The following is a 26,484-nucleotide window of genomic DNA, read 5'->3' as shown; positions in this document are numbered from 1 at the left end:
GCACCGTCATGTACACCGTCGCACCGTGCTGATGGGCCAAGGTGCGCAGTGCCGCCGAGAGACGCGGCGACAGGTGCACCGGCACGCTGGCACCGGCCAGGTCCTGCCGCTTCGGGCGTTGCCGGTCGGTGGGCAGGTTGATCAGCGTCGGCGCGCCCTCCAGCGTCTGGTGCCAGTAATCGAGCTGCTGTTGCAGGCGTTCACCCGTCAGCCATCGACGCTGCCACACGGCGTAATCGGTGTACTGCAGGGCCAGTGCGGGCAGCGGGTCCTCCCGGCCCTCACGCAATGCGGCATAGAGCAGGTTCAACTCGTGGGTCATCACGCCCAGGGACCAGCCATCGGCCACGATATGGTGCACGGTCATGGCCAGTACGTGATGCTGCTCGTCCAAGCGCAGCACATGCGCCTGCACCAGGGGCCCGCAGGCCAAGTCGAAGGGGATTCGGGCAAGCGCCTGAAGCCGGGCGGGCAACGCGGCGGGCGTCACTGCTTCGCGTTGCAACCAGCCTGTCTGCGGCACTGGGCAAATGACCACTTCGGCGCTGTCAGCCACGGCCTTGAACTGGCTGCGCAGCACCGGGTGGCGTTCCAGCAGGCGCAGCAGGGCTGCTTCCAGCGCATCGACATCCAACTCACCGCGCAGGCCAAGGGCCAGGGGGACGTTGTAGGCCTGGCTGCCACCCTCCAGCTGGGCCAGGAACCACAGGCGCTGCTGGGCGAAGGACATGGGCAAGGCCTGCCCTGGCGCTGCGGCCACGATAGGCGGCACCTCGCTGCGCCCAGCCTGCTCCAGGTGCCTTGCCACGCTGGTCAATTGTGCCGCGGCAAACAATGCTGCCAGGCTCAGTTCAGCCCCCAGGCGTACGCGCACTTGGGACACCATGCGCATGGCCAACAATGAATGCCCACCCAGGCGGAAGAAATCATCATGCCGCCCGACCCGCTCCACGTGCAGCAACTCGGCCCACAGTTGGGCCAGGGCCTGTTCGAGTTCACCCACCGGCGCTTCGAAACCCACCTCGAAGAGCGCTGTGCGCTCCGGTGCCGGCAGTGCGCGGCGGTCGAGCTTACCGTTGGCGGTCAGGGGCAGCGCTGGCAAGGCGACGAAGGCTACCGGCACCATGTACTCGGGCAGGTGGGCCTGCAATTGGGCGCGCAGGCCTTCAGGTTCGAGCGGGGCCACGTCGGGCCTGACCGTGTAATAAGCCACCAAGCGCGGGTGCCCCGGCTGATCTTCGCGAGCGATGACCACTGCTTCGTCGATACCTGCCAAGGCCGCCAGGCGGCTCTCGATCTCACCGGGTTCGATGCGCAAGCCGCGGATCTTGACCTGGTCATCGTTGCGACCCAGGTACTCCAGCGAGCCGTCGGCAAGCCAGCGCACCAGATCGCCCGAGCGGTACATGCGGGCACTGGCCGAGGTCGCGAACGGGTCTTGCACGAAGCGCTCTGCCGTCAGTTGCGGGCGGTTCAGGTAACCACGGGCAACCCCGGCACCCCCGATGTATAGCTCGCCAGGTACGCCCAGCGGCACCGGTTGCAGGCGCGCATCGAGCACGTACAACCGGGCGTTGTCCACCGGTTTGCCGATGTGCAAGGCGCAGCCGGCGTGCACGGCGCCGGAGCTTGCCACGACCGTGGTTTCGGTGGGGCCATAGTTGTTCACCACGGTAAAGCGTTGAGTTCGGTTGAACTGGCGCAAGCGGTCACCGCCAATCAGCAGGGTGCGCAGCGTGGGATGTTCCAGGTGATGATTGAAGGCATATTCGGCCACAGGCGTGGGCAAAAAGCTCACATCCAGCGGCTGCGCCTGCCACCAGGCGAGCATGGCGTCCAGGTCATCACTGGCGCCGCTCGTCGGGGCCAGGTGCACGGTTGCGCCGGCGCACAGTGCCGGCCAGATCTCCCAGGCCATTGCATCGAAGCCGAACCCGGCAAGGCTTGAGGTATGCCGGCCCGGGGCCAGGCCGAAAGCGCGGCAATGCCAGTCGACCAGGTTGTTCACCGTCAGGTGCTCGACCATTACCCCTTTGGGCTCACCGGTCGAGCCCGAGGTGTAGATCACATAGGCCAGGTGCCGAGGGGTGAGGGTTTTGACGACAGGATCGTCGTCCCGGGCCGGCCAGTCGGGCTGGTCCAGCAGCAGCACCGGCCGTGCGCTATGACCGACCCGTGGCAGCAGCGCCCGTTGGGTCAGCAGCGCCACCGGGGCGCTGTCTTCGAGCAGGTAGCGCACCCGCTCGTCCGGGTGGGCAGCATCGACAGGCACATAGCCTGCGCCTGCCTTGAGCACTGCCAGCAAGCCCACCAGCGTTTCCAGGCCGCGCCGGGCAAGCACCGCCACGCGGTCATCCGGTTGCACCCCCAGGGCGATCAGGTGATGCGCCAGGGCATTGGCCTGGCGGTTGAGTTGGCCGTAGCTCAACTGCCGTTCGCCAAAGGTCGCCGCCACCTCATCAGGGCTATGCTGGGCGCGCTGCTCGATACGCTGGTGCAGCGTATGCTGCTCGTCATAATCGGCGTGGGAGGCATTGAAGGTGTCCAGCAGCCATTGACGCTCGGCGACAGGCAACATGGGCAGGTCGAGTACCGCCGCCTGCGGCGCGTGCAACAGGCTCTCCAGGGTCTGCCGTAGATAGGCGCAGACACGTTGCGCCGGTACCTGGGCGTCGGCAAGCAAGGTCAGGCGCAACCCCTCACCCAGGTCGTCGATACTCAAGGTCAGCGGGTAGTTGGTGGCTTCTACCGAGTCGATGATGTCGATGCCGGCCAACGCTACCCGGCGCGGCTCAGCCGGGCCGACAGCGCTGTGCCGGTAATTGAGCAGGCTGTTGAACAGCGGCGCAGGTGCGGCCACGCCACTGCACCGTTGGGCCAGGGCCAGTGGCGCGTGTTCATGGCGCATCAAGGCGGTCAGGCGCTTGTGGGTCACATGGATAGCGCCTTCAAGGTTCGCCGCCGCCAGGTCCACCCGCAATGGCAAGGTGTTGATGAAGATGCCCAGGGCCCGGTCGGTGCCTTGCGCGCCGAGCAGGCGCCCCATCAGCACCGTGCCGAACACGACCTGATCGCGCCCGGTCAGCCCGCCCAGCACGCGCCCCCAGGCCAGGTGGAACAGGCTGGCAACGCTTACCCCCAGGGTGCGTGCATGGCTGCGCAAACCCTGACACAGCGCCAGCGGCAAGTCGAGTTGATGCTCCTCATGCACCGAGTCGCCACCCTGTACCTGGGCAAGCCCGTAGGCCAGGGTCGGCTCGTCGATGTCGCCCAGCATGTCGCGGAAGAAGGCTTCGTGCTCGGCCTCGCTGACCCCAAGCACGGCTTGAGCCACGTAGTCACGAAACGGTACCGCGGCCCCGAGCTGCGCGCCGTTGCCGGTCAGAAAGGCGATCAGCTCCTGCCGGACCACGTCCAGTGCACTGTGGTCCAGGGCGATGTGATGGAACTGCAAGGTGGCGTGTAACGTGCCATCTGCCTGAGCGGGCTCGCGCAGCAGGCGAATCAGGGGTGCCTGGGTCAAGTCGATCCAGTCCCGGTCGGTCGCCGGGTCCGCCAGCGTCAGCACCGCGAGCTCAGCGTGCCGCCAGACCACCTGCAGAGGTTGGGCCAAGCCTTCCCAGTGTACCGACGTGCGCAGGATGTCATGGCGGGCGATGACGCCGCGCAGCGCCTGCGCGAAGGCGTCGAAACGTGCTTGGCTGGCAAAGGCGAAGCGCGCTTGCATCACATACGGGTCGTGGCCTTCGGCGCGGGCATGGTGGAACAGCATGCCCTGCTGCAGGGGCGCCAACGGGTAGATGTCCTGCACGTTGGGCGCCCCGCCCGGGATGGCAGCGACCACCTGGTCCACGGCGGCCTGGTCCAGGGTCACCAGGTTGAGCATCGCTGCACTGATGTGCGTGCTCCCAGGTGCGATGAGGTTGGGTGGCACCGCCACCGGGCCGTGCTTGCGAGCCACGTATTCGCCGCGTTCGATCAGGCTCACCAGCGCCGGTTTGTGGGCCCGCAACTGGGCCACCAGGGCGCCGTCGGTCAGTGCCTGCCGGTTGCCCTGCACCACCAGTTGGCCATCCTTGAGCGCCAGCTGCACGTCGTGGTCGGCCAGTGTGGCCAGTAATTGGTTGATGCTCACAGGACGATCTCCATTCTGTCTGTGATGGCTGCGTAGCCTGCCAGTGTCGGTTGGTCGAACAGGGCCCGCACGTCGGCTTCAAGGCCCGCTTCGCGCAACCTTGAAGTCAGGGTGACGGCCAGCAGCGAGTGCCCGCCCAGCTCGAAGAAGTTGTCGTGCCGCCCTACCCGCTCCACCTCAAGCAGCTCGCACCACAGTGCAGCCATCAGGGTCTCGGTCGGCCCTTCGGGGGCTTCGAACGGGCGCTCCGGCAGTACGTCGGGTTCGGGCAATGCTTTGCGGTCGAGCTTGCCGTTGGGGCTCAGCGGCAAGGCCTGAAGGTGCATGAACAGCGCCGGTACCATGAAGTCCGGCAATACGTGCAGCAAGGCCGTGCGAAGCGCGTCCACCGGTTGTTGAGCGCCGGTGTAGTAGGCAATCAAGCGCTGGTCGCGGGCGATGACCACGGCCTCCTTGATGCCCTCGACAGCCGTCATGGCCGCTTGGATTTCACCCAGTTCGATACGCAGCCCGCGCAACTTCACCTGGTCGTCGTTACGGCCCAGGTATTCGAGGTTGCCGTCCGGCAGGTGCCGCGCCAGGTCCCCGGTGCGGTACAGCCGCCCGCCTGGGCGCTGACCGAACGGGTCATCCAGGAAGCGCTCGGCGGTCAGTTCGGGCCGGTTCAGGTAACCGCGGGCGACCTGCACGCCACCGATGTACAGCTCGCCGGCCACGCCCTGCGGTACCGGCTGGCCTTGCTCGTCCAGCACGTACAGGGTGGTGTTGGCGATGGGCTTGCCGATTGGGGTGTTGTCGGGTGCGCTCACGCAGTGCCAGGCACTCACATCCACGGCGGCTTCGGTCGGGCCGTAGAGGTTGTGCAACTCAACATCCGGCAGTTGCTGGTGGAAGCGGCGCACGAGGCTGCCTGGCAGTGCTTCGCCGCTGCACACCACACGCTTGAGCGAAGGCGCGGACCAGCCTGATTCGATGGCCGAGAGGAACACGTCCAGCATCGATGGCACAAAGTGCAGCGTGCTGACGCCTTCAGCCTCAATAGCGTGCTGCAGGTACTGCGGGTCGCGGTGCCCGCCGGGCCTGGCCATGACCAGTTTCGCACCGGTCTGCAATGGCCACAGCAGCTCCCAGACCGAGACGTCGAAGCTGAACGGGGTCTTCTGCAGCACAACGTCGTCGGCACCCAGCGCGTAGGCGTCCTGCATCCACAGCAGGCGGTTGATCACCCCAGCGTGCTCGTTCATCACGCCCTTGGGCAAGCCGGTCGAGCCTGAGGTGTAGATCACATAGGCCAGATGCCGAGGTGTCAGTCCGGTCACCGACGGAGCGACAGCCGGGCAATGTTGCCAGACGGGGACATCCAGATCGATCAGGACCGGGTGTTCCGGTACATGCCGGGTCGCGCCATGCACCAGCACGGCCACGGGTTCGCTGTCGGTGAGCATGTGGCGCACACGCGCTGCTGGGTAGTCCGGATCGACCGGCACATACGCGCCGCCCGCCTTCAGGATCCCGAGCAGCCCCACCACCATCGACAAACCGCGCTCGACGCAAATCGCCACCCGGTCATCAGGCTTCACACCCAGCCCGATCAGGTGATGCGCCAGGCGGTTGGACTGGGCGTCGAGCTGTTCGAAGGTGAGCGCGCCTTCCTCGGCGCTGACCGCCACCGCCGTCGGTGTACGTCGCACCTGGGCTTCGATCAGCCCGTGCAGCGTGTGGTGCAGGTCGTAGTCCCTGGCCGTGGCGTTGAACGCTGCCAGTACCCGCTCGCGCTCTGCGGCCTGCAGCACTGGCAAGTGCTGCACGCAGCGTTCAGGGGCTTGCTCAAGCGCCGTCACCAGCGCCTGCAGCACGTGCTGCATCTGCCCGCAGATGCGCGCTGCACCCACCGCCGGCGTGGTCGTGGCCACCAGGCGGAAGGCCTGGCCTACATCGTCCACGTTCAACCCCAGGGGGTAGTTGCTGCGTTCCTGGCTTTGGCCGATGGTGATGCCTGCGCTCGCCGCTTTCTGGTCGGCGCTGGCTTGGGTGCTGTGCCGGTAGTTGAGCATGGCGCTGAACAGCGGCTGCGGCGCGGCCACGCCACTGCAGCGTTGGGCCAGGGCCAACGAGGCATGCTCGTGGGCCAGCAGTTCGCTGAGCTGGCGATGGGCCGCCCGCGCAGCGGCCTCGACGGGCATGCCCGCCAGGTCGATGCGCAGCGGCAAGGTGTTGATGAACATGCCCAAGGCCCGCTCGGCACCCTCGCCGCCCTGCAGACGGCCCAGCAGCACGGTGCCGAACACCACCGTGCCCTGCCCTGTGGCTGCACTCAACAGACGCGCCCAGCCCAGGTGGAACAGGCTGGCGGCGCTGATGCCCAGGCGGCGTGCCTGGCTGCGCAAACGAGCGGCCAGGGTCTCGTCAAGCCACAGCGTGGCGTCCTCCAGCGCCTGGCCATTGCCCTGCACATCACTCAGGCCGAAGGGCAAGGTAGGTTCCTCGACCGCGCCCAGCTGCGCCCGGAAGAACGCTTCGTGCTCGGCCTGGCTCATGCCCAGGCGCGCCTGGGCCACATAATTGCGGTAAGGCACCGGCGCCTGGTCGGGCGCGTCATCGCCCTGCAAGTAGGCGATCAGCTCCTGTGCCACCACCTCCATGGCCGTGTGGTCCATCACGATGTGGTGGAACTGCAAGGTGGCCTGCACTTGCTGGTCATGGCCTGTCGAACCGACGACCAGGCGCATCAGCGGTGCCTGGCCAAGGTCGAATGCCGGTGGAGGCCCGCCTGCGGCGTCTTGTGCCGGTAGCACGGCCAGCGAAGCGTGGCGCAGCACCACCTGCACAGGTTGGGGCAGGCCTTGCCAGAAAATGGCTGTGCGCAGCACATCGTGCCGGGCAATGACCTTGTTCAAGGCCGCCACGAAGTTGTCCAGGTGCCCACGGGTCTCGAAAACGAAGCGTGACTGCAGCACATAGGGGTCGTGGCCGTCGGCACTGACATGGTGGTAGAGGATGCCTTCCTGCAACGGCGCCAGCGGGTAGATATCCTGGACGTTGCCGGTGCCCCCTGGCACCTGGGCAACGATGCGCGCGATGGCGCCGTCATCGAGCGCGATCAACGGCAGCATCGCCGGGGTGATCTGTTCGCAGCCAGGGGCGATCAGGTTGGCCGGCACCGTGACCCCGCGCGCTTGGCCCAGGGTACTGGCCAGCGCCGCGATGGTCGGCTTGCCGAACAAGGTACGGACATCGACCTGCAGGCCTTCGCGGCGCAGCCGCGCGGTGAGGTTGACCGCCAGCAACGAGTGCCCGCCCAGTTCGAAGAAGTTGTCGTGACGCCCCACCTGCTCGACCCCGAGCAAGTCAGCCCAGGCCTGGGCCAGCGCGGTTTCTACAGGACCTTGTGGTGGCTCATGGCCTTCGCCGGCCCGGTGCAGCACGGCAGGCTCGGGCAGCGCCCTGCGGTCGAGCTTGCCGTGGCTGGTCAAGGGCAGCACATCCAGGCGTGTAAAGGCCTGGGGCACCAGGTGCATGGGCAGGCTGGCCAACATGGCCTGGCGCAGCGCCTCCACGTTGACCGGCGCGGTTTCGGTGAACCAGGCCAGCAGCCTGTCATCACGTACCAGCACCACGGCATCGCCAACCCCTGGCTGGGCAGCCAGCGTGCATTCGATTTCGCCCAGTTCCACACGCACGCCGCGCACCTTGACCTGGTCGTCGTTGCGGCCCAGGTACTCCAGGGTGCCGTCCGCTCGCCAGCGCACCAGGTCACCACTGCGGTACATGCGAGCATTGCCTTGAGGGCTGTATGGGTCGGGCAGGAAGCGCTCGTGGGTCAAGGTCTCGCGCTCGAAGTAGCCGCGTGCCACCCCTGCGCCCCCAATGTACAACTCGCCCACCGCACCCAGCGGCACCAGTTGGCGATGGGCATCGAGCACGTAGACCCGGGTATTGGCGATCGGCGTGCCGATGTGCAGCGGCGCGCCAGCGGTCAGGGCCCCGGCGGTGGCAACCACCGTGGCTTCGGTCGGCCCGTAGTTATTGACCACCTTGAAGCCCGGATCACGCTCGAACTGACGCAGACGGTCACCGCCGATCAGCAAGGTCTGCAAAGTCGGGTGCTGATGCTCGCGGCGCAGCGCCTGCTCGGCCACCGGGGTAGGCAGGAAGCTCACCGCCAGCGGTTGTTGCAGCCACCAGTCGATCAGCTCATCCACGTGTTCGGCGCCGATGTGCGCAGACGGCACGTGCAAAACGGCCCCGGCGCACAGGGCCGGCCAGACCTCCCAGGCCATGGCGTCGAAGCCAAAGCCTGCAACGGTGCTGGTGTGGGTGCCGGGGCCTACGCCAAAGGCGTCGCAGTGCCAATGCACCAGGTTGGCCAGGGTGGCATGTTCGACCATCACCCCCTTCGGTCGCCCGGTGGAGCCGGAGGTGTAGACCACATAGGCCAGCTGGTGCGCATCGAGCCCGTTCACGCAGGGGTTGAAATGCGCTTCGCCCTGCCAGTCGTCCTGGTCCACGACCGTGCAATGCACAGCGCCCATCCGGCCCTGGGTGACATGGTCCACCAGCACCGTTTTCGGGGTGCTGTCATCGAGCAGGTAGGCGATACGCTCATCGGGATAGGCTGGATCGATCGGCACGTAGGCCGCCCCGCACTTGAGCACGGCCAGCAGGCCAATGAGCCGCTGCGGGTTGCGCGCCAAGCACAAAGCGACGCGATCACCCAGGCCTACGCCCTGCTCAATCAGGTAATGCGCCAGGCGGTTGGCGCTGCGGTTGAGTTCGCCATAGCTCAGCACGCATCCGTCCTGCACCAGCGCAGCGGTTTGCGGCGCGCGGGCCGCCTGGGCTTCGACCAGCCCATGCACGGTTTGCCCTTGAGGGAAGGCTTTGTGAGTGGCGTTGAAGCCCTGCAACAGCTGCGCCTGCGCTTGAGCGTCAAGCACCGGCAGCATGGCCACTGGCAAGCCCGCCCCGGTGTCTGCGCCTGGCTGACGCACCTGCTCAAGCGTGACCACCAGAGCGGACAGTACCTGATTCATGGCACTGGCAACTTGCCCAGCGTCGATCCCCGCCTGGGCCAGAACACTCAGGCTAAAGCCCTCGCCCAGGTCATCGACGCTCAAGGTCAGCGGATAGTTGCTGCGCTCTTCGCCCCCGAGCAGACGCACGCCCTGCATGGCCGCGCTATGGCTGCCGTCGGCGGCGCTGCTGTGGCGGTAGTTGAACAAGGCACTGAACAGCGGCAGCGAGCCGGCCACCCCACTGCAGCGCTGGGCCAGCGCCAGGGACGCGTGCTCGTGCATCAGCAGCGCGCTCAGGTGCTGGTGAGCAGTGCGCACGGCCTCGACCAGCGACACGGATAGGTCGATGCGCAGCGGCAAGGTATTGATGAACACACCCAGCGCCCGGTCGGCCCCTTCGCCGCCATGCAGGCGGCCCATCAACACGGTGCCAAAGACCACGTCACTGCGGTTGGCCAGTGCGCCCAGCACCCGCGCCCAGGCCAAGTGCGCCAGGCTGGCGACGCTCACGCCCAGGTGACGGGCCTGCTCACGCAACCCCCGGGCCACGCGGGCATCGACGCCCAGACGCGCCTCCTCGATGGCGTGCCCTTCGCCTTGCACGTCGGCAAGGCCCAGCGGCAAGGTGGGTTCGTCCACATCGCCCAGCATCTGGCGGAAGAACGCCTCGTGCCCCGCCTCGTCGGCCCCGAGCAGGGCTTGGGCCACGTAGTTTCGATACGGTGCCGGCGCCGTCAGCGTGTCACCCTGCCCGGTCATCAGTGCCTGCATCTCGCTGGCGATGACCTCCATGGCGGTGTGGTCCAGGGCCAGGTGGTGGAACTGCAAAATGGCCACCACGCGCAGGTTGCGCGGATCGGGCGCGTACACCAGGCGCATCATCGGCGCCTGCGCCAGGTCCAGGCGCTGCTGGCGGGCATCGAAACGCGCCTGCAAGGCTTGCAGCACGTCAGTCTCGTCCAGCCCGTCGACGGCGCTGACCGTCATCTGCGCTTTGCGCCATACCACCTGCACTGGTTGCGCCAGGCCTTCACTGAGCACGGCTGTACGCAGAATGTCGTGGCGGTCGATCACCTGTTGCAGCGCCGCTGCCCAGCGTTGCAGATGCGCCAGGCTGTCGAAGGCCAGGCGCGATTGCAGCAGGTACGGGTCACCCTGCTCGGCACTCAGGTGATGGAACAGAATGCCTTGCTGCAGCGGGGCCAGGGGGTAGATTTCCTGCACGTTGGCGGCCCCGGCAGGCACGCTGGCCACGATGTGGTCGATGCTGTCCTGATCGAGCGTGATCAGGCTGAGCATCTGCGGCGTGATGCGCTCGGCGTGCGCTGGCACGCGGTTATCAGGCACCTGCAGGTCGCGGTCCTGGCCCACGGCGGCGGCCAGGGCTGCCAGGGTAGGCTGGGCGAACAACACACGCACGTCGGCGCCCAGGCCGGCTTTGCGCATGCGTTCAACCAAGGTCACGGCCATCAGCGAGTGCCCGCCCAGTTCGAAGAAGTGATCATGCCGACCCACGCGCTCGACCTTGAGCACCTCGGCCCAGAGACTTGCCAAGGCCACCTCGATCTCCCCCTGCGGGGCCTCGAAGCCACGGGTCACGACCGCGTCGAGGCCAGGCGCTGGCAAGCCACGCCGATCAAGCTTGCCATTGGCGGTGAGCGGCAATGCCTCAAGCTGGACGTAAGCGGCCGGCAGCATGTAGTCGGGCAACTGCGTCTGCAAACTGGCGTGCAGGTCGGCGATCAGCGGCGCGGTAGCGTGGACCGTAAAGTAGGCCACCAACCGTTTGTCGCCCGGCTGGTCCTCGCGCAGCAGCACAACAGCTTCCCGCACGCCTTCGCACGTGGCCAGGCGCGCCTCGATTTCACCCAACTCGATGCGGAAACCACGCAGCTTGACCTGCTGGTCAGCACGCCCCAGGTAGCGCAGGGTGCCGTCTGCTTGCCAGGCCACCAGATCGCCGCTGCGGTACAGCCGATCCTGCGGCCGACCGCTGAACGGATCGGCGATGAAGCGCTCGGCCGTCAGCGCGGGCTGGCCCAGGTAACCCAAGGCTACACCGTCCCCGCCGATGTACAGCTCGCCGACGGCCCCCACGGGCAAAAGCTGCTGGTGAGTGTCCAGCACGTAGCAACGGGTGTTGCCGATCGGCCGGCCTATGGGCAGGCTGCCCGCCTCCACACGGGTCATCTCAAAGGTGGTGGTAAAGGTGGTGGCTTCGGTCGGCCCGTAGCCGTTGAGCATGTGCGCCGGTGCACCGTCTCGCAGCACCCGGGCCACGACGTGCGGGTCCAGCACGTCACCCCCGACCATCAGGTAGCGCAGGCGTGCGAAGGCCGGCAGCAAGGCTTCGGCGAACTGATGGAACAGGCCGGCGGTGAGCCACAACACACTCACCTGCTGGGTCAGCAATGCATCGCGCAACCTGTCGTGCGCCAGCACCTGGTCCTGATCGATGACCACCACCGCACCGCCATTGAGCAGCGGCGCCCACACTTCCAGGGTGCTGGCGTCGAACGCCGGGTTCGAGGCGAAGGCGACACGGTCCTGGGCGGTGAACGTCGCAAAACCGTTGTTGATGACCAAACGGGCAATGGCCCGATGGGGCACCTGCACACCCTTTGCCGCCCCGGTGGAGCCGGAGGTATACATCACGTAGGCCGCGCTCTGGGCTGAAACCTCGAGGCGCGGCGCCTGCGCCGGCTGACCGGCGAGATCACAGCGGTCCAGGTCGATACGTACGGCACACGGCAGCGCGGGCTCGTGGCTCAACGTCAGCAGCACGGCGGCCCCACTGTCTTGCATCATGTAGGCCTGGCGCTCCACGGGCGCATAGCTGTCCAGCGGCACGTAGACGGCGCCGCAGGCGCTGACGGCCAGCTGCGCCGCCAACAGGTCAAAGCTGCGTGGCAACAGCAGTGCCACGCTGCCCCCCGGCGTCACGCCCAGGTCCAGCAGGTGGTGGGCTAGACGGTTGGCATGCCCCTCCAGCTGGGCATACGTCCATTGCTGCTCGCCATGCATCACGGCGCAGGCACCAGGCGCACGCTGGGCCTGTGCGCTGAACAAGGCGTGCAGCGGTTGATCGCGTGGATAGTCGCGCACGGTCGCGTTGAAGCTGTCGAGCACCCGTTCGCGTTCACCCGCCGGTAACTGCGAAACCTGCCACAACGGCGTACCGGGCGCCTGCTTAAGGGCCTGCGCCAGTTGGCTCAGCGCATGGCCCAGCAGCCTGCAGACCTGCTGGCCATCGACCTGGGCCACGGCCTGCACGGTAAGTGCCATGGCATCGCCCACATCGTCTACGTTGACCACCAACGGGTAGTTGCTGCGCTCCACCGCCGCCACCTGCTCGATGCCGTTCCAGGCCTGGCTCAAGCCCTGCTGGGCCGGTGCGCTGTGGCGGAAGTTAAGCAGGCTGGTGAACAGTGCTTGTGAAGCCGGCACGGCGCTGCAACGCTGGGCCAAGGCCAAGGATGCCTGTTCGTGGGCCAGCAGGCTGGCCAGCCGCTGGTGGGTCAGGCGCACGCCATCGGCGACATTCGCCGCGCCCGCGCTGACGCGCAGCGGCAAGGTATTGATGAACATGCCCAAGGCGCGTTCGGCGCCTGCGCCGCCCTGCAGGCGGCCCAGCAGGACAGTGCCGAACACCACCTCCTCGCGGCCGCTGAGCTGCGCCAGTACCTGCGCCCACCCTTGGTGCACCAGGCTGGCCACGCTCACGCCCAGTCGACGCGCTTGTTCGCGCAGCTGCAAGACCACCCCGCCTTCGATCCACTGGCGGGTCTCGAACACCTCGCCGGTACCGGTATCGGCGTCATGCAAGCCGAACACGACAGTCGGCTCGTCGATATCGCCCAACAACTCACGGAACAGCGTCTCGTCAGCCTGAGGATCGGCGCCAAGGCGTGCCTGGGCCACATAGTTGCGGTACGGCGTGCTGGCGTGCAGCACCGGCTGGCCTTGCAGCACAGTGGTGATTTCCGCCACCAGCTGCTCGACCGCCGCATGGTCGAGGATGATGTGGTGGATGAGCAGCGTTGCCTGCACCGCTTGCCCAGAGGGCGCTTGCACCAGGCGCACCAGCGGCGCCTGGGTGAGCGTGAGCCCCTCGCCAGGCGTGGCAAGTTGGCTGGCGAGCGCAGGCGTGTTTCGCCACACCACCTGCACAGGTTCTTCGAGCGCGTGCCAATGGATGCTGGTGCGCAGGATGTCATGGCGAGCAATGACCACGTCCAAGGCAGCGGCGAACGCGTCCAGCTGCGCCTGGTGGGGGAAGCTGAAGCGCGCCTGCAGCACGTAGGGGTCGCGGTCTTCGCAGGCCAAGTGGTGATAGAGGATGCCCTGCTGCAAGGGCGCCAGGCCGTAGATGTCCTGAATGTTCTCCACGCCGCCGGGAATCTGCGTCACCAACGTGTCGATGGCCGCTTGCGAAAGATCCGCCAGTGGCAACAGGTCAGGCGTGATACGGGTGCAGTCAGGCGTGATCACGTTGGCCGGCACGACGACGCTGCGCTGACGACCCAGCGCGGCAGCCAGCGCTTGCAGCGTCGGCTGGCCGAACAACACCCGGATGTCTGCTTGCAGCCCCCGCTCACGCAGGCGCGCCGTCAGGGTGACCGCCAGCAGCGAATGGCCGCCCAGCTCGAAGAAGTTGTCCTGTCGGCCCACACGGTCCACACCCAGCAGTTCGGCCCAGAGCGCCGCCAGCAAGGTTTCGGTCTCGCCCAGTGGGGCTTCGAAGACGCGCTCCTGGGTCACGTCAGGGGCAGGCAAGGCCTTGCGGTCGAGCTTGCCGTTGGGGCTTAGCGGCAAAGCCTGAAGGTGCATGAACAGCGCCGGTACCATGAAGTCCGGCAATTGGTGCAGCAAGGCCGTGCGAAGCGCGTCCACCTTTTGTTCGGCTCCGGTGTAGTAGGCAATCAGGCGCTGGTCGCGGGCGATGACCACGGCCTCCTTGATGCCCGCGACAGCCGTCATGGCCGCTTGGATTTCACCCAGTTCGATACGCAGCCCACGCAACTTCACCTGATCGTCGTTACGGCCCAGGTATTCGAGGTTGCCGTCCGGCAGGTGCCGCGCCAGGTCGCCTGTGCGGTACAGCCGCCCGCCTGGGCGCTGACCGAACGGGTCATCCAGGAAGCGCTCGGCGGTCAGTTCGGGCCGGTTCAGGTAACCGCGGGCGACCTGCACGCCACCGATGTACAGCTCGCCGGCCACGCCCTGCGGTACCGGCTGGCCTTGCTCGTCCAGCACGTACAGGGTGGTGTTGGCGATGGGCTTGCCGATTGGGGTGTTGTCGGGTGCGCTCACGCAGTGCCAGGCACTCACATCCACGGCGGCTTCGGTCGGGCCGTAGAGGTTGTGCAACTCAACATCCGGCAGTTGCTGGTGGAAGCGGCGCACGAGGCTGCCTGGCAGTGCTTCGCCGCTGCACACCACACGCTTGAGCGAAGGCGCGGACCAGCCTGACTCGATGGCCGAGAGGAACACGTCCAGCATCGATGGCACGAAGTGCAGCGTGCTGACACCTTCAGTATCGATGACCTGTTGCAGGTACTGCGGGTCGCGGTGCCCGCCGGGCCTGGCCATGACCAGTTTCGCACCGGTCTGCAATGGCCACAGCAGCTCCCAGACCGAAACGTCGAAGCTGAACGGGGTCTTCTGCAGCACAACGTCGTCAGCACCCAGCGCATAGGCGTCCTGCATCCACAGCAGACGATTGACCACGCCGGCATGCTCGTTCATCACGCCCTTGGGCAAGCCGGTCGAGCCTGAGGTATAGATGACGTACGCCAGATGCTGCGGGGTGAGCCCCGGCACTTCCGGGTTGGTGGCAGGCAGTTCAAGGCTCAACGGCGCGTCCAGATCGATCACGACGCCGTGCTCGGGCACATGCCGGGTCGCCGCGTGCACCAGCACCGCCACCGGGTCGCTGTCGGTGAGCATGTGGCGAATACGCTCTGCCGGGTAGTCCGGATCGACCGGCACATACGCGCCGCCCGCCTTCAGGATTCCGAGCAGCCCCACCATCATCGACAAACTGCGTTCAACGCAGATCGCCACGCGATCATCGGGCGTCACGCCCAGCGCGATGAGGTGATGAGCCAGGCGGTTGGCCTGGGCGTTGAGCTGCTCGAAGGTCAGTTCGCCCTCCTCGGCGCTGACGGCGACGGCCTGCGGGGTGCGCTGCACCTGATCTTCGATCAGTCGATGCAGCGTGTGATCGAGCCCGTGCGCCTTTTCGGTAGCGTTGAAACCTGCCACCACGCGTTCACGCTCATGGCTTTCGAGCACGGGCAATTGCTGCACGGGCAGCATGGGGGTGCGTTCAAGCCCGCTCAGCAGCGCTTGCAGCACCTGTTGCACCTGCCCGCAGATGCGCTGCGCGCCGATCTGCGCAGGTACGGTGGCCACCAGTCGGAAAGCCTCGCCCAGATCATCCACGTTCAGGCTCAGCGGGTAGTTGGTGCGCTCCTGCCCGTCCACCACCTCGATACCCGCCCAGCCTTCGCCGCGATCGGCACCCGGCTGGGTGCCATGGCGATAGTTGAGCATTGCGCTGAAGAGCGGCTGCGGCGCCGCGACGCCACTGCAGCGCTGTGCCAGCGCCAGCGAGGCATGCTCATGGGCCAGCAGGTCGCTGAGCCCCTGATGCACGGCCCTGGCCGCATCGACCACGCCGATGGCCTCCAGGTCCACACGCAGTGGCAAGGTGTTGATGAACATCCCCAGTGCCCGCTCGGACCCTTCTCCGCCCTGCAGGCGCCCCAGCAGCACGGTGCCGAACACCACGCGCGTTCTGCCACTGGCAGCCCCGAGCAGGCGGGCCCAGGCCAGGTGGAACAACGAAGCAACACTGATGCCCAAGCGCCGAGCTTGTTGGCGCAAGCCGGTGGACAGCGCCTCGGGCAAGACCTGCCTGGCCTCGTCCAGGTCGCGGCCGTCGCCTTGTACGTCATCCAGGCCATAAGGCAAGGTCGGCTCGTCGATCTCACCCAGTTGCGCGGTGAAGAACGCCTCATGGGCGCGCTGATCGACCCCCAGCCTGGCCTGGGCCACGTAATTGCGGTAAGGCACCGCAGCATGAGCCGGTGCGGGGGCACCACTGAGCAAGGCTGTCAGTTCTTCGCCCACCACCTCCAGCGCCGTGTGGTCCAACACGATGTGGTGGAACTGCAAGCTGGCGTCGACGCCGTTCTGTCCCTGGCTGTACACCAGTCGCAGCAGCGGCGCCCGCGCCAGGTCGAGGGTGGCAGTGGCCGACAGGTCAGGCACGGCGTCCACGCTCAGGCGCGCCTGGCGCACCACCACCTGCACCGCTTGGGGCAGCCCTTCCCAGAAGATCGCCGTGCGCAATACATCGTGGCGGGCGATGACCTGGTCCAGTGCAGCGGCAAAGGCCTGCAGCCGTTGCTTGTCGCTAAAACGCAGGCGCGTGTGCAGCACGTAGGGATCATGCTCGGCCGACAGGTGATGGTAGAGGATGCCCTCCTGCAACGGCGCCAGGGGGTAGATGTCCTGCACGTTGGCTGCACCGCCCGGGACCTGCGAGACGATCCGCGCAATGCAAGCCTGATCCAGCTCGATCAGGCTGAGCATGTCGGGGGTGATGTGCGAGCAGCCGGCCGGGATGCGGTTCTCGGGCACCTGGACCTGACGGCTGGCAGTGAGCGTGGCAGCCAGGGCAGCCACGGTGGGCTGGCCGAACAAGGTGCGCACATCGACCTGCAAGCCTTCAAGGCGCAGCCGAGCAGTCAGGGTGACGGCCAGCAGCGAGTGGCCACCCAATTCGAAGAAATTATCGTGTCGGCCTACCTGCGCCACCGTCAGCAATTCGCCCCACAGGCGGGCCAGCAGCACTTCGGTATCACCCACCGGCGCCTCGAAGGCCCGTCCCTGCACCACGCTGTCCGGGGTGGGCAAGGCTTTGCGGTCGAGCTTGCCGTTCGGCGTCAGCGGCCAGCGATCCACGTGAATGAACACCGCAGGCACCATGTGCTCGGGCAAGTGCTCGAGCACGCCCTGGCGCAGTGCCTCTGGTGCCTGCGGGTCACCGGTGTACCAGGCAGCCAGGCGCGTACCGTCCACCGCCAGCACTACGGCGGCGTGCACGCCAGGCAGGCGCTGCAGGCAGGTTTCGATTTCGCCTGGTTCGATTCGCAGGCCACGCAGCTTGATCTGCTGGTCGAGTCGACCAAGGAAGACCAGCTCGCCCTGAGCATTCAGGCGCACCAGGTCGCCACTGCGGTAAAGCCGCTCGCCCTCGACGAAGGGATTGTCGAGGAAACGCTCCGCCTGCTGCTCGGGCAAGCCCAGATACCCGCGCGCCACGCCAGCACCGCCTATGTGCAGGTGCCCGGCAACGCCTGGCGGCACCGGTTGGTCGTGTGCATCGAGTACATACAGGCGGGTATTGTCCACCGGGCTTCCGATCGGCAGGCCAGCGACGGGGATGGCGGCAGTGGGCTGCAGCGTCCAGGCGCTGCAATCGACCGTGGTCTCGGTGGGGCCGTAGACGTTGTGCAGACGCACCTGGGGCAACTGCTCGCGCACTTGCGTGGCCAGCGCATGGGTCAGCTCACCGCCGCCGCACACGATGTCTGTCAAGCCTGAACACAGGCGGCTGCCTGGATGATCGAGGAACTGTTGCAGCAGCGCAGGCACGAACTGCACCACGGCCACGCCCTGCGCCTGGATCAGCCGAGCCAGGTAGTCCGGGTCGCGCTCGCCCAACGGGCGGGCCAGCACCAGGCGCAAGCCGTTGCACAGTGGCCAGAACAGCTCCCACACCGAGGCGTCGAAGCTGATCGGCGTCTTGTGCAGTACAGCCTGGGTCCCCGCGAGCGGCCACTGCCCTTGGCTCCAGTGCACCAGGTTCACCACGTTACAGTGCTCGACCATGACGCCCTTGGGCAGCCCGGTAGAGCCGGAGGTGTAGATCACGTAGGCCAGGTTGCGTGCTGTGAGCCCAGGCACCTGGGGAGCCAAATGCGCTTGCTGCGCCCACCGGGCGGTGTCCATGTCCACCTTGGGCGCCTGGGTAGGCAGCGCCAGGTCGCCAGTGGCGCGATGCACCAGCACCGCGCGTGGGTCGCTGTCGCGCAGCATGTGGCCAATCCGCTCGGCGGGGTAGCCAGGGTCGATCGGCACATAGGCCGCGCCGGCCTTGAGGATGCCCAGCAGGCCAACCACCAGCGCGACACCGCGCTCAAGGCAGAGCGCAACGCGGTCGTCGGGCTGTACGCCCAGCGACAGCAAATGGTGAGCCAGACCATTGGCCTGTTGATCGAGCTCGGCGTAGCTCAGCTCGCCGTCCTCAGCGACCAGCGCGATGGCCTGCGGGCTGCGCAGGGCCTGCGCTTCGAAAAGACCGTGCAGGGTCTGGGTCAGGTCATGTGGACAGGCGCGATGGTTACCCAGTACTGCTGCGCGCGCCGCAGGGTCAAGCAGTGACAGGCTGTGCACCGGTAGCGCCGGGCGCCGTTCAAGCGCATCCAGCAGCTCGACCAGTACATGCGCCAATTGCTCGCACAGTGGGCGGGCGCCGATGGGCCTGCACACCTGGGCGGTGATGCGCAGCCCTGTGCCCAGGTCATCGACGTTGACGCTGATCGGGTAGTTGCCATGCCCGCCGGCCGGCAGCACCTCGATACCCTCAAGGGCCTGGTCGCGCGCCTGCTGCTCTTGCTCGGTCGCGCCGTGGCGGTAGTTGAGCATCGCGCTGAACAGCGGCGTGGGTGCGGCCACGCCGCTGCAGCGCTGGGCCAGCGCCAGCGAGGCGTGCTCGTGGACCAACAACGCAGCCAGGCGCTGGTGGGTCAGCTGTACCGCTGCCCGTACGTCGAGCCCTGCCAAGTCCAGGCGCAGCGGCAGGGTGTTGATGAACATACCCAAGGCCCTGTCGGCGCCCTCGCCGCCTTGCAGGCGCCCAAGCAGCACAGTGCCGAAGACCACGTCGTCCTTGCCACTGGTGGCCGCGACCAACCGCGCCCAGGCCAGGTGCACCAGGCTTGCGGCGCTCACCCCGCACTGGCGGGCCAGCGCCCGCAGCCGTTGATACTGCTCAGTGGCCAAATCGGTACTGGCCAGCTCGAAATCACCGCCTTCATGCTGCAGATCGGCAAGCCCGTAGGGCAGCGTCGGCTCTTCGACATCGCCCAGTTCGGTCCTGAAGAACGCTTCGTGCTCGGCCTCGCTGATACCCAGCCGGGCCTGGGCCACGTAGTTGCGGTAAGGCACCGGCGCCCCTGCCGGCGTCTGGCCGTGCAAGTGATCGCGAATCTCTGCCAACACCACCTTCATGGCGGTGTGGTCGAGCACGATGTGGTGGAACTGCAGCACGGCCTGCACGCCTGCCGCGTCATGGATAGGCAACAGCCGAATCAGCGGCGCCGAGGCAAGCTCGATACGTTGACCGGCAAGCATCGCGTCGTTTGAGGTCACCTCGATCAACGCCAGGCTCGCCGAACGCTGCACCACCTGCACCGGCTGGGGCAGGCCATCCCAGAGCACCGCCGTGCGCAGCACGTCGTGGCGAGCCACCACCTGGTCGAGGGCCTGGGCAAAGGCATGCAGCCTTTGCCGCGAATCGAAGGCGACCCGCCATTGCAGCAGGTACGGGTCGGCATCGTCTGCACTGAGGTGGTGATAGAGAATGCCCTCCTGCAGCGGCGCCAGTGGGTAGATGTCCTGGACGTTGGCCGCACCGCCGGGGATCGCAGCAACGATGCGGTCCAGCGCAGCCTGCTCCAGCGTCAGCAAGGGCAGCATGGTCGGGATGATGCGGGTGCAGTGGGCCGGGATACCGTTGGCAGGGATTTGGACCTCGCGGGCTGAGCCCAGCGCCCCGGCCAATGCCGCCACCGTCGGTTGCCCGAACAACACGCGCACATCCAGGGCCAAGCCTTGTTCGCGCAGCCGCTCGATCAGGCTCACGGCCAACAGCGAATGCCCGCCCAGTTCGAAGAAGTTGTCGTGCCGGCCGACCTGCTCCAGGCCCAGCACGTCGGCCCACACCTGGGCGATGATCGCCTCGGTTTCACCCAGCGGGGCCTCATACCCCTGCTGGACCAGGTCCTGGGGCTGTGGCTCGGGCAGCGCGCGACGGTCGAGCTTGCCATGGCTGGTCAGGGGCAGCGCCTGGATGCGGATGAAGGCCTGGGGCAACAGCTGACCAGGCAGGCTTGCCTGCAAGCCCTGGCGCACGTCACTCACCTCGACAGCAGAGGTCTCGGTGAACCAGGCCAGCAAGCGTTCGCCGCGCACTAGCACCACGGCATCGCCGACGCCGGGCTGCGCCCGGAGCGCGGCCTCGATTTCACCCAGCTCCACCCTGACGCCACGCACCTTGACCTGGTCGTCGTTGCGGCCCAGGTAATCAAGCGTGCCGTCGCTGTTCCAGCGCACCAGGTCGCCGCTGCGGTATAGGCGGGCGTTGGGCAGGCGGCTGAACGGGTCACGCAGGAAGCGCTCTGCGGTCAGGTCCGGCCGGTTGAAATAGCCTCGCGCCACTTGCGCGCCACCAATGTAGAGCTCGCCGGTGACCCCGACCGGCACAGGCTGGCCCAGGTCATCGAGCACGTAGACACGGGTATTGGCGATGGGTGTGCCAATGTGCAGGGCTGCGCCGGGTGTCAACGCACCCGAGGTGGCAACCACGGTGCACTCGGTGGGGCCATAGTTGTTGACCACGGTGAACCCTGGGTCCTGCTCGAACTGACGCAGGCGATCGCCGCCCACCAGCAGGGTGCGCAACGTGGCGTGCTGGTGTGGGCGGCGCAGCGCCTGTTCAGCCACAGGGGTCGGCAGGAAACTGACCGTCAGGGGTTGTTCGAGCCACCAGTCCAGCAACGCCTCGACCTGCTCGTTGCCCAGGTAGGCCGGCGGCAGGTGCAGCGTGGCCCCCGCGCACAGGGCGGGCCAGACTTCCCAAGCCATGGCGTCGAAACCGAAACCGGCAACGCTGGAGGTGCGTGTGCCCGCCTGCACGGCAAACGCCTGGCAGTGCCAGTGGACGAGGTTGGTCACGGTGTGGTGCTCGACCATGACGCCCTTGGGCTGGCCGGTGGACCCTGAGGTGTACACCAGGTACGCCAGGTCATTGGCAGTCAGCCCCGCCACGTGCGGGTTGTCGGTAAGGCTCAGGTAAGCATCCGGCTGGTCGAGGTCGATGCGGCGCACGTGCGGCGGCAGGCCGCCAATGTCGGCCTGGGCCAGCAACAGGGCCGGCGCGCTGTCTTCGAGCAGGTAGGCGATACGGCTGGCCGGATAGGCCGGGTCCACGGGCACGTAGGCGGCCCCGGCCTTGAGCACGGCCAGCAAGGCGACGATACGGTCCAGTGTGCGATCAAGGCACAAGGCAACGCGGTCAGCCCTGCCTACACCCTCTGCGATCAGCCGATGGGCCAACTGATTGGCGCGTCGGTTAAGCTGGGCGAAGGTCAGGGTCAGGGAGCCCTGGCACACCGCTGTGGCATCGGGCACCGCGGCAGCCTGGGCCTCGATCAGCGCATGTACGGTCTGGCCCTGTGGGTACGCTTGCGCGGTCAAGTTGAAGCCGCCCAGCACCTGCTCGCGCGCCGCATCGTCCAGTATGGACAGGCGCTGAACGCTGGTTTGCGGGTTGTGCTCCAACGCCCGAACCATCTGCGCCACGGCCATTGCCATCCACTCGGCGACCCGCGCCGCGCCGATGTCGATCAACGCCAGCACGTTGAAGGTAAAACCATCACCCAGGTCGTTGACGCTGAGGGTGAGCGGGTAGTTGCTGCGCTCCTCTGCCCCCAGCAGCTGTACGCCCTCCCAGAGGCCGTCACCTGCCTGGGCGGCCGGGTCGGCGCTGTGGCGGTAGTTGAGCAGCGCGCTGAACAACGGCGTCCCGGCGGCCACGCCGCTGCAACGCTGGGCCAGTGCCAACGACGCATGCTCGTGGGCCAGCAGGGCCGACAAGTGGCGGTGCGTGGCCAACACGCCTTGTTCTACCCCGGCGGCGGTATCGACACGCAGAGGCAGGGTGTTGATGAACATGCCCAGTGCGCGGTCGGCGCCCTCGCCGGCTTGCGAGCGCCCCATCAGCACTGTGCCGAACACCACATCGCTGCGGTTGGCCAACACCCCAAGTACACGGGCCCAGGCCACGTGCATCAGGCTCGCAGCACTGACACCCAGGCGCCTAGCCTGGGCACGTAGGCCCTGGGCCAGGCCGTGGTCGAGCGCCAGCAAGGCGTGCTCGATGCCAGCACCGTCGCCTTGCACGTCGGCATGACCGAGCGGCAGGGTGGGCTCATCGACATCGGCCAGCAGGGTCTTGAAGAAGGCCTCGTGGGCGGCTTCGTTGCCCAGGCAAGCCTGGGCAACGTAATTACGGTATGGCACGGCCGGCGGCAGGGTATGCCCTTGCCCGAACAGCAAGGCGCGCATCTCGTACAGCACCACGTCCAGGGCCGTGTGGTCCAGTGCCAGGTGATGGAACAGCAACACGGCCACCACCCGGTGATTGTCAGGGTCCAGGCTATAGTGCAACTGCGCCAGGGGTGCCTGGCTCAGGTCCATGCGGTGATGGCGGGCATCGAAGCGCGCCTGCAACTGGTCGATGCGCGAGGTGCCCGAATCCTCGTGCAGGTCGGTCACCTCGAAGACGCCCAGCTCGGCCTTGCGCCACACCACCTGCAGCGGCTGCGCCAAGCCGTGACTCAGGACAGCGGTGCGCAGAATGTCATGTCGGTCGATGACCTGTTGCAGGGCGCCGGCCCAGGCCAGCAGGCGCTCGATGCTGTCGAATGCCAGGCGTGTCTGCAAGAGGTAGGGGTCGCCCTGCTCTGCGCTCAGGTGATGGTAGAGCACGCCCTGCTGCAGGGGTGCCAGCGGATAGATTTCCTGCACGTTGGCCGCGCCGCCTGGTACCTGAGCAGTGATGCGGTCGATCAGGTGCTGCTCCAGCGTGATCAGGCTGAGCATGTCGGGCGTAATGCGCTGCGCGCCCGTCGGCACGCCATTGGCCGGCACCTGCAAGGCCGGGCTATCGCCAACCACAGCGGCCAGGGCGGCGACGGTGGGCTGGGCGAACAGCATGCGCACGTCCACCACCAGCGACGCCCGGCGCAGACGCTCGACCAGCGTGACCGCCAACAACGAGTGCCCACCCAGCTCGAAGAAGTTGTCGTGGCGCCCTACCCGGTCGACCTGCAGCACTTCGGCCCAGATCGCGGCCATGGCCGTTTCGGTCGGGGTGTTCGGGGCTTCGAAGGCGCTGGCAGCAAGGCTTGAGGTGTCCGGGGTTGGCAACGCCCGGCGGTCAAGCTTGCCATGGCGGGTCAGCGGCAATGCATCGAGGCAGGTCAGTGCCGCGGGCACTAGTTGCGCAGGCAGACAGGCCTGCAACGCCTCGCGCAGCGCCAGCGCTTCAAGAGGCCGAGTTTGGGTATACCAACCCAGCAGTCGGCCGTCGCGCACCAGCACCACGGCGTCTTCGACACCAGGCTGGCACTTGAGCGCCGCCTCGATTTCACCCAGCTCAACGCGCACGCCGCGAATCTTCACCTGGTCGTCGTTGCGCCCGAGGTAATCCAGCGTGCCGTCGGTGTTCCAGCGTACGAGGTCACCGCTGCGGTACAGGCGTGCCTGAGGGTCATCGCTGAACGGATCATTGATGAAATGCGAGTGCGTCAGTTCGGGGCGGTTGAAGTAGCCCCGCGCCACCTGAGCGCCCCCGATGTACAGCTCGCCTACAACGCCCACGGGCACCGGTTGCAGGCCTGCGTCCAGCACGTAGACCTGGGTATTGGCGATCGGCGTACCGATATGGAGGGCACCGCCTGGGCGCAGTCGTCCAGAAGTGGCGACCACGGTGGTTTCGGTCGGGCCGTAGTTGTTGACCAACGCAAAGCCTGGGTCGCGCTCGAAGTGGCGCAGGCGATCGCCGCCTACCAGCAGGGTGCGCAAGGTCGGGTGCTGGCGCTCGCGGCGCAGCGCGTGCTCGGCCACGGGCGTTGGCAGGAAACTCACCGTCAGCGGCTGCTCCAGCCACCAGTCGAGCAGCGCCTCGACATGTTCATTGCCAACACCCGCCGGCGGCAGGTGCAGCGTAGCCCCGGCGCACAGGCAGGGCCATACCTCCCAGGCCAGGGCATCGAAACCGAACCCGGCCACGCTCGAGGCGTGGCCGTGCTCGTCCAGCTCGAAGGCCTGGCAGTGCCAGTCCACCAGGTTGACCAGGGCACGGTGTTCGACCATTACGCCCTTGGGCTGGCCGGTCGAGCCTGAGGTGTAGACGAGGTAGGCCAGTTGCCGATCATCCAGCCCCGTGACCACAGGGTCGTGTGTCGGGGCGTCGGCAGGGGGATGGTCCAGATCCAGACGCGGCACGCCAGTGGGCAGGCCTTCGATGCCGGACTCGGCCAGCACCCAGGCGGGTGCGCTGTCGGTCAGCAAGTAGGCGATGCGGTCTGCGGGGTAAGCGGGATCGACGGGCACGTAGGCCGCACCGGCCTTGAGCACCGCGAGCATGCCGACCAGCCTGTTGGCATTTCGCGGCAGGCACAGGGCGATGCGTTGGCCTGGCTTCACACCTTCTCCCAGCAGCCGGTGGGCCAGTTGATTGGCCTGCTGGTTGAGCGCCGCGTAGCTCAGCACCTGGCCGTCCTGACGCAGTGCGATGGCCTCTGGCGCCACGCGCGCACGGGCTTGGATCCGTGCGTGCACAGTGTCGCCCTGCCGATAGGTGCAGGCGGTGTCGTTGAAGCGACGCACCACCTGATCGAATTCCTGCGGCGGCAGTACGGCCACGTGCTGCAAAGGCGTGTCGGGCTCGTGTTCCAGGGCGTGCACGAGATTGGCGAGCACCTGCTCGAACTGCTGGCTCAGGCGTGCGGCATCCCATTCAGGCAGGCTTTGCACGGTCAGGCGCAGGTCGTCGCCCAAATCGTCCACGCTAACCGTCAATGGGTAATCGGTACGCTCCTCGGCGCCGACAATGTCGATACCCGGCGCGACAGGAATGATCTCGGCGGCGTCGCCGGCGTCGCTGTGACGGTAATTGAGCATGCTGTTGAACAAGGCCGTGGGCGCAGCCACCCCGCTGCAGCGCTGAGCCAGGGCCAGGGACGCTTGTTCGTGGGCCAGCAAGCCGGTCAGACGACGGTGGGTGTGCAACAGGCCGTCCTTGACCCCCACCTCTGTCACGTCGATACGCAGCGGCAGCGTGTTGATGAACATGCCCAATGCCTGTTCGCCGCCCTCCCCGGCGGTCATGCGGCCCAGCAATACGCTGCCGAACACCACCGTCTGACGCCCGGCCAGCTGCCCTACCCACCGGGCGAAGCCCAGGTGCAGGACGCTGGCTGGGCTGACCCCGAGCTGCCGGGCCTGTTGACGCAGGCGACGGGCCAGAGGGGTCGGCAAGGTCAGGCGGGCTTGCTGCAGAAGCTGCTCGGGCTTTGCCTGGGCACCGAAGGCCAGGGTCGGCTCGTCGATATCGGCCAGCATGTGCTCGAAGAACTGGGTGTGGGCTTGTTCGTCCAGGGCCTGGCGGGCCGCCGCCAGGAAGTTGCGAAACGGCGTCGGCGCGGGCAACTGCGCGGCCGTACCGGCCAAATGCGCCTGGATTTCCCGGCGCACGATATCGAGCGCCGTGTGATCCATGATCATGTGATGGAAGGTCAGCACTGCCACCCACGCCTGCCCCTCACCCTGGGCTTGGGCCAGTTGCATCAGGGGTGCCTGGCGCAGGTCCAGTCGATAATGGCGTGGGGCCAGGTGGTCGCACAGCTCGGTCAGTGCACCGTGGCCTTTGAACGGCAACGCTTCACGCACCAGGGCGGCTTCGCGCCATACCACCTGCACGGGCTCGTCCAGGCATTCCCAATGTACGGCAGTGCGCAGGATGTCGTGGCGCTGGATGACCGCTTGCAGGGCGTCGGCGAAGGCATCGAGGTGCGTCTTGCTGGCGAAACGCAGTTGCACCTGCGACAGGTAGGGGTCGCCGTCCTGCGCCGAAAGGTGGTGGTACAGCATGCCCCGCTGCAGGGGTGCCAGCGGGTAGATGTCCTGTACGTTGGCCGCCCCGCCCGGCACGCTGTCGACGATACGGTCAATGGCCGCCTGGTCGAGGCTGACCAACGGCAGCATGTCGGGGGTGACGCGAAATGCCGGGCTGAGCCAATCGTCATCCTGACTTGCAAGCATCTCCAGCAAGGCCGGCTTGTGCCGGGACAACGCCTCCCACAGGGGGTCGTCCAGCGTCTGGTCATCACCCAGGACGATCAGGTCCTGGTCTTCACGCTGCAGACGGATCGGACGGGTGGAAAGTGCGTTGATCAGTTCGCTGAAGTGCAT

2 protein-coding genes (1 of these 2 only partly in view) are annotated in these 26,484 nt (G+C 67.0%); both read right to left on the bottom strand.

What is annotated here, in order from left to right:
- A protein-coding gene (locus tag MOP87_RS09800) for a non-ribosomal peptide synthetase (protein WP_242810468.1) crosses the window boundary here: on the bottom strand, window positions 1–4,135 show its 5' end (the start). The gene continues 7,184 nt to the left of window position 1, outside the view; the window shows 4,135 of its 11,319 coding nt (coding positions 1–4,135); it begins with the start codon at window positions 4,133–4,135; its stop codon lies beyond the left edge, outside the window.
- Entirely contained in the window at window positions 4,132–26,484 is a 22,353-nt protein-coding gene (locus MOP87_RS09795; protein ID WP_242810467.1) for a non-ribosomal peptide synthase/polyketide synthase, read from the bottom strand. The genes MOP87_RS09800 and MOP87_RS09795 overlap by 4 nt, the downstream gene beginning before the upstream one ends.

The sequence above is a fragment of the Pseudomonas sp. I3-I5 genome, from assembly GCF_022699445.1.
GTDB classification, from domain to species: domain Bacteria; phylum Pseudomonadota; class Gammaproteobacteria; order Pseudomonadales; family Pseudomonadaceae; genus Aquipseudomonas; species Aquipseudomonas fulva.
This window is presented reverse-complemented; position numbering and strand designations above follow the sequence as displayed.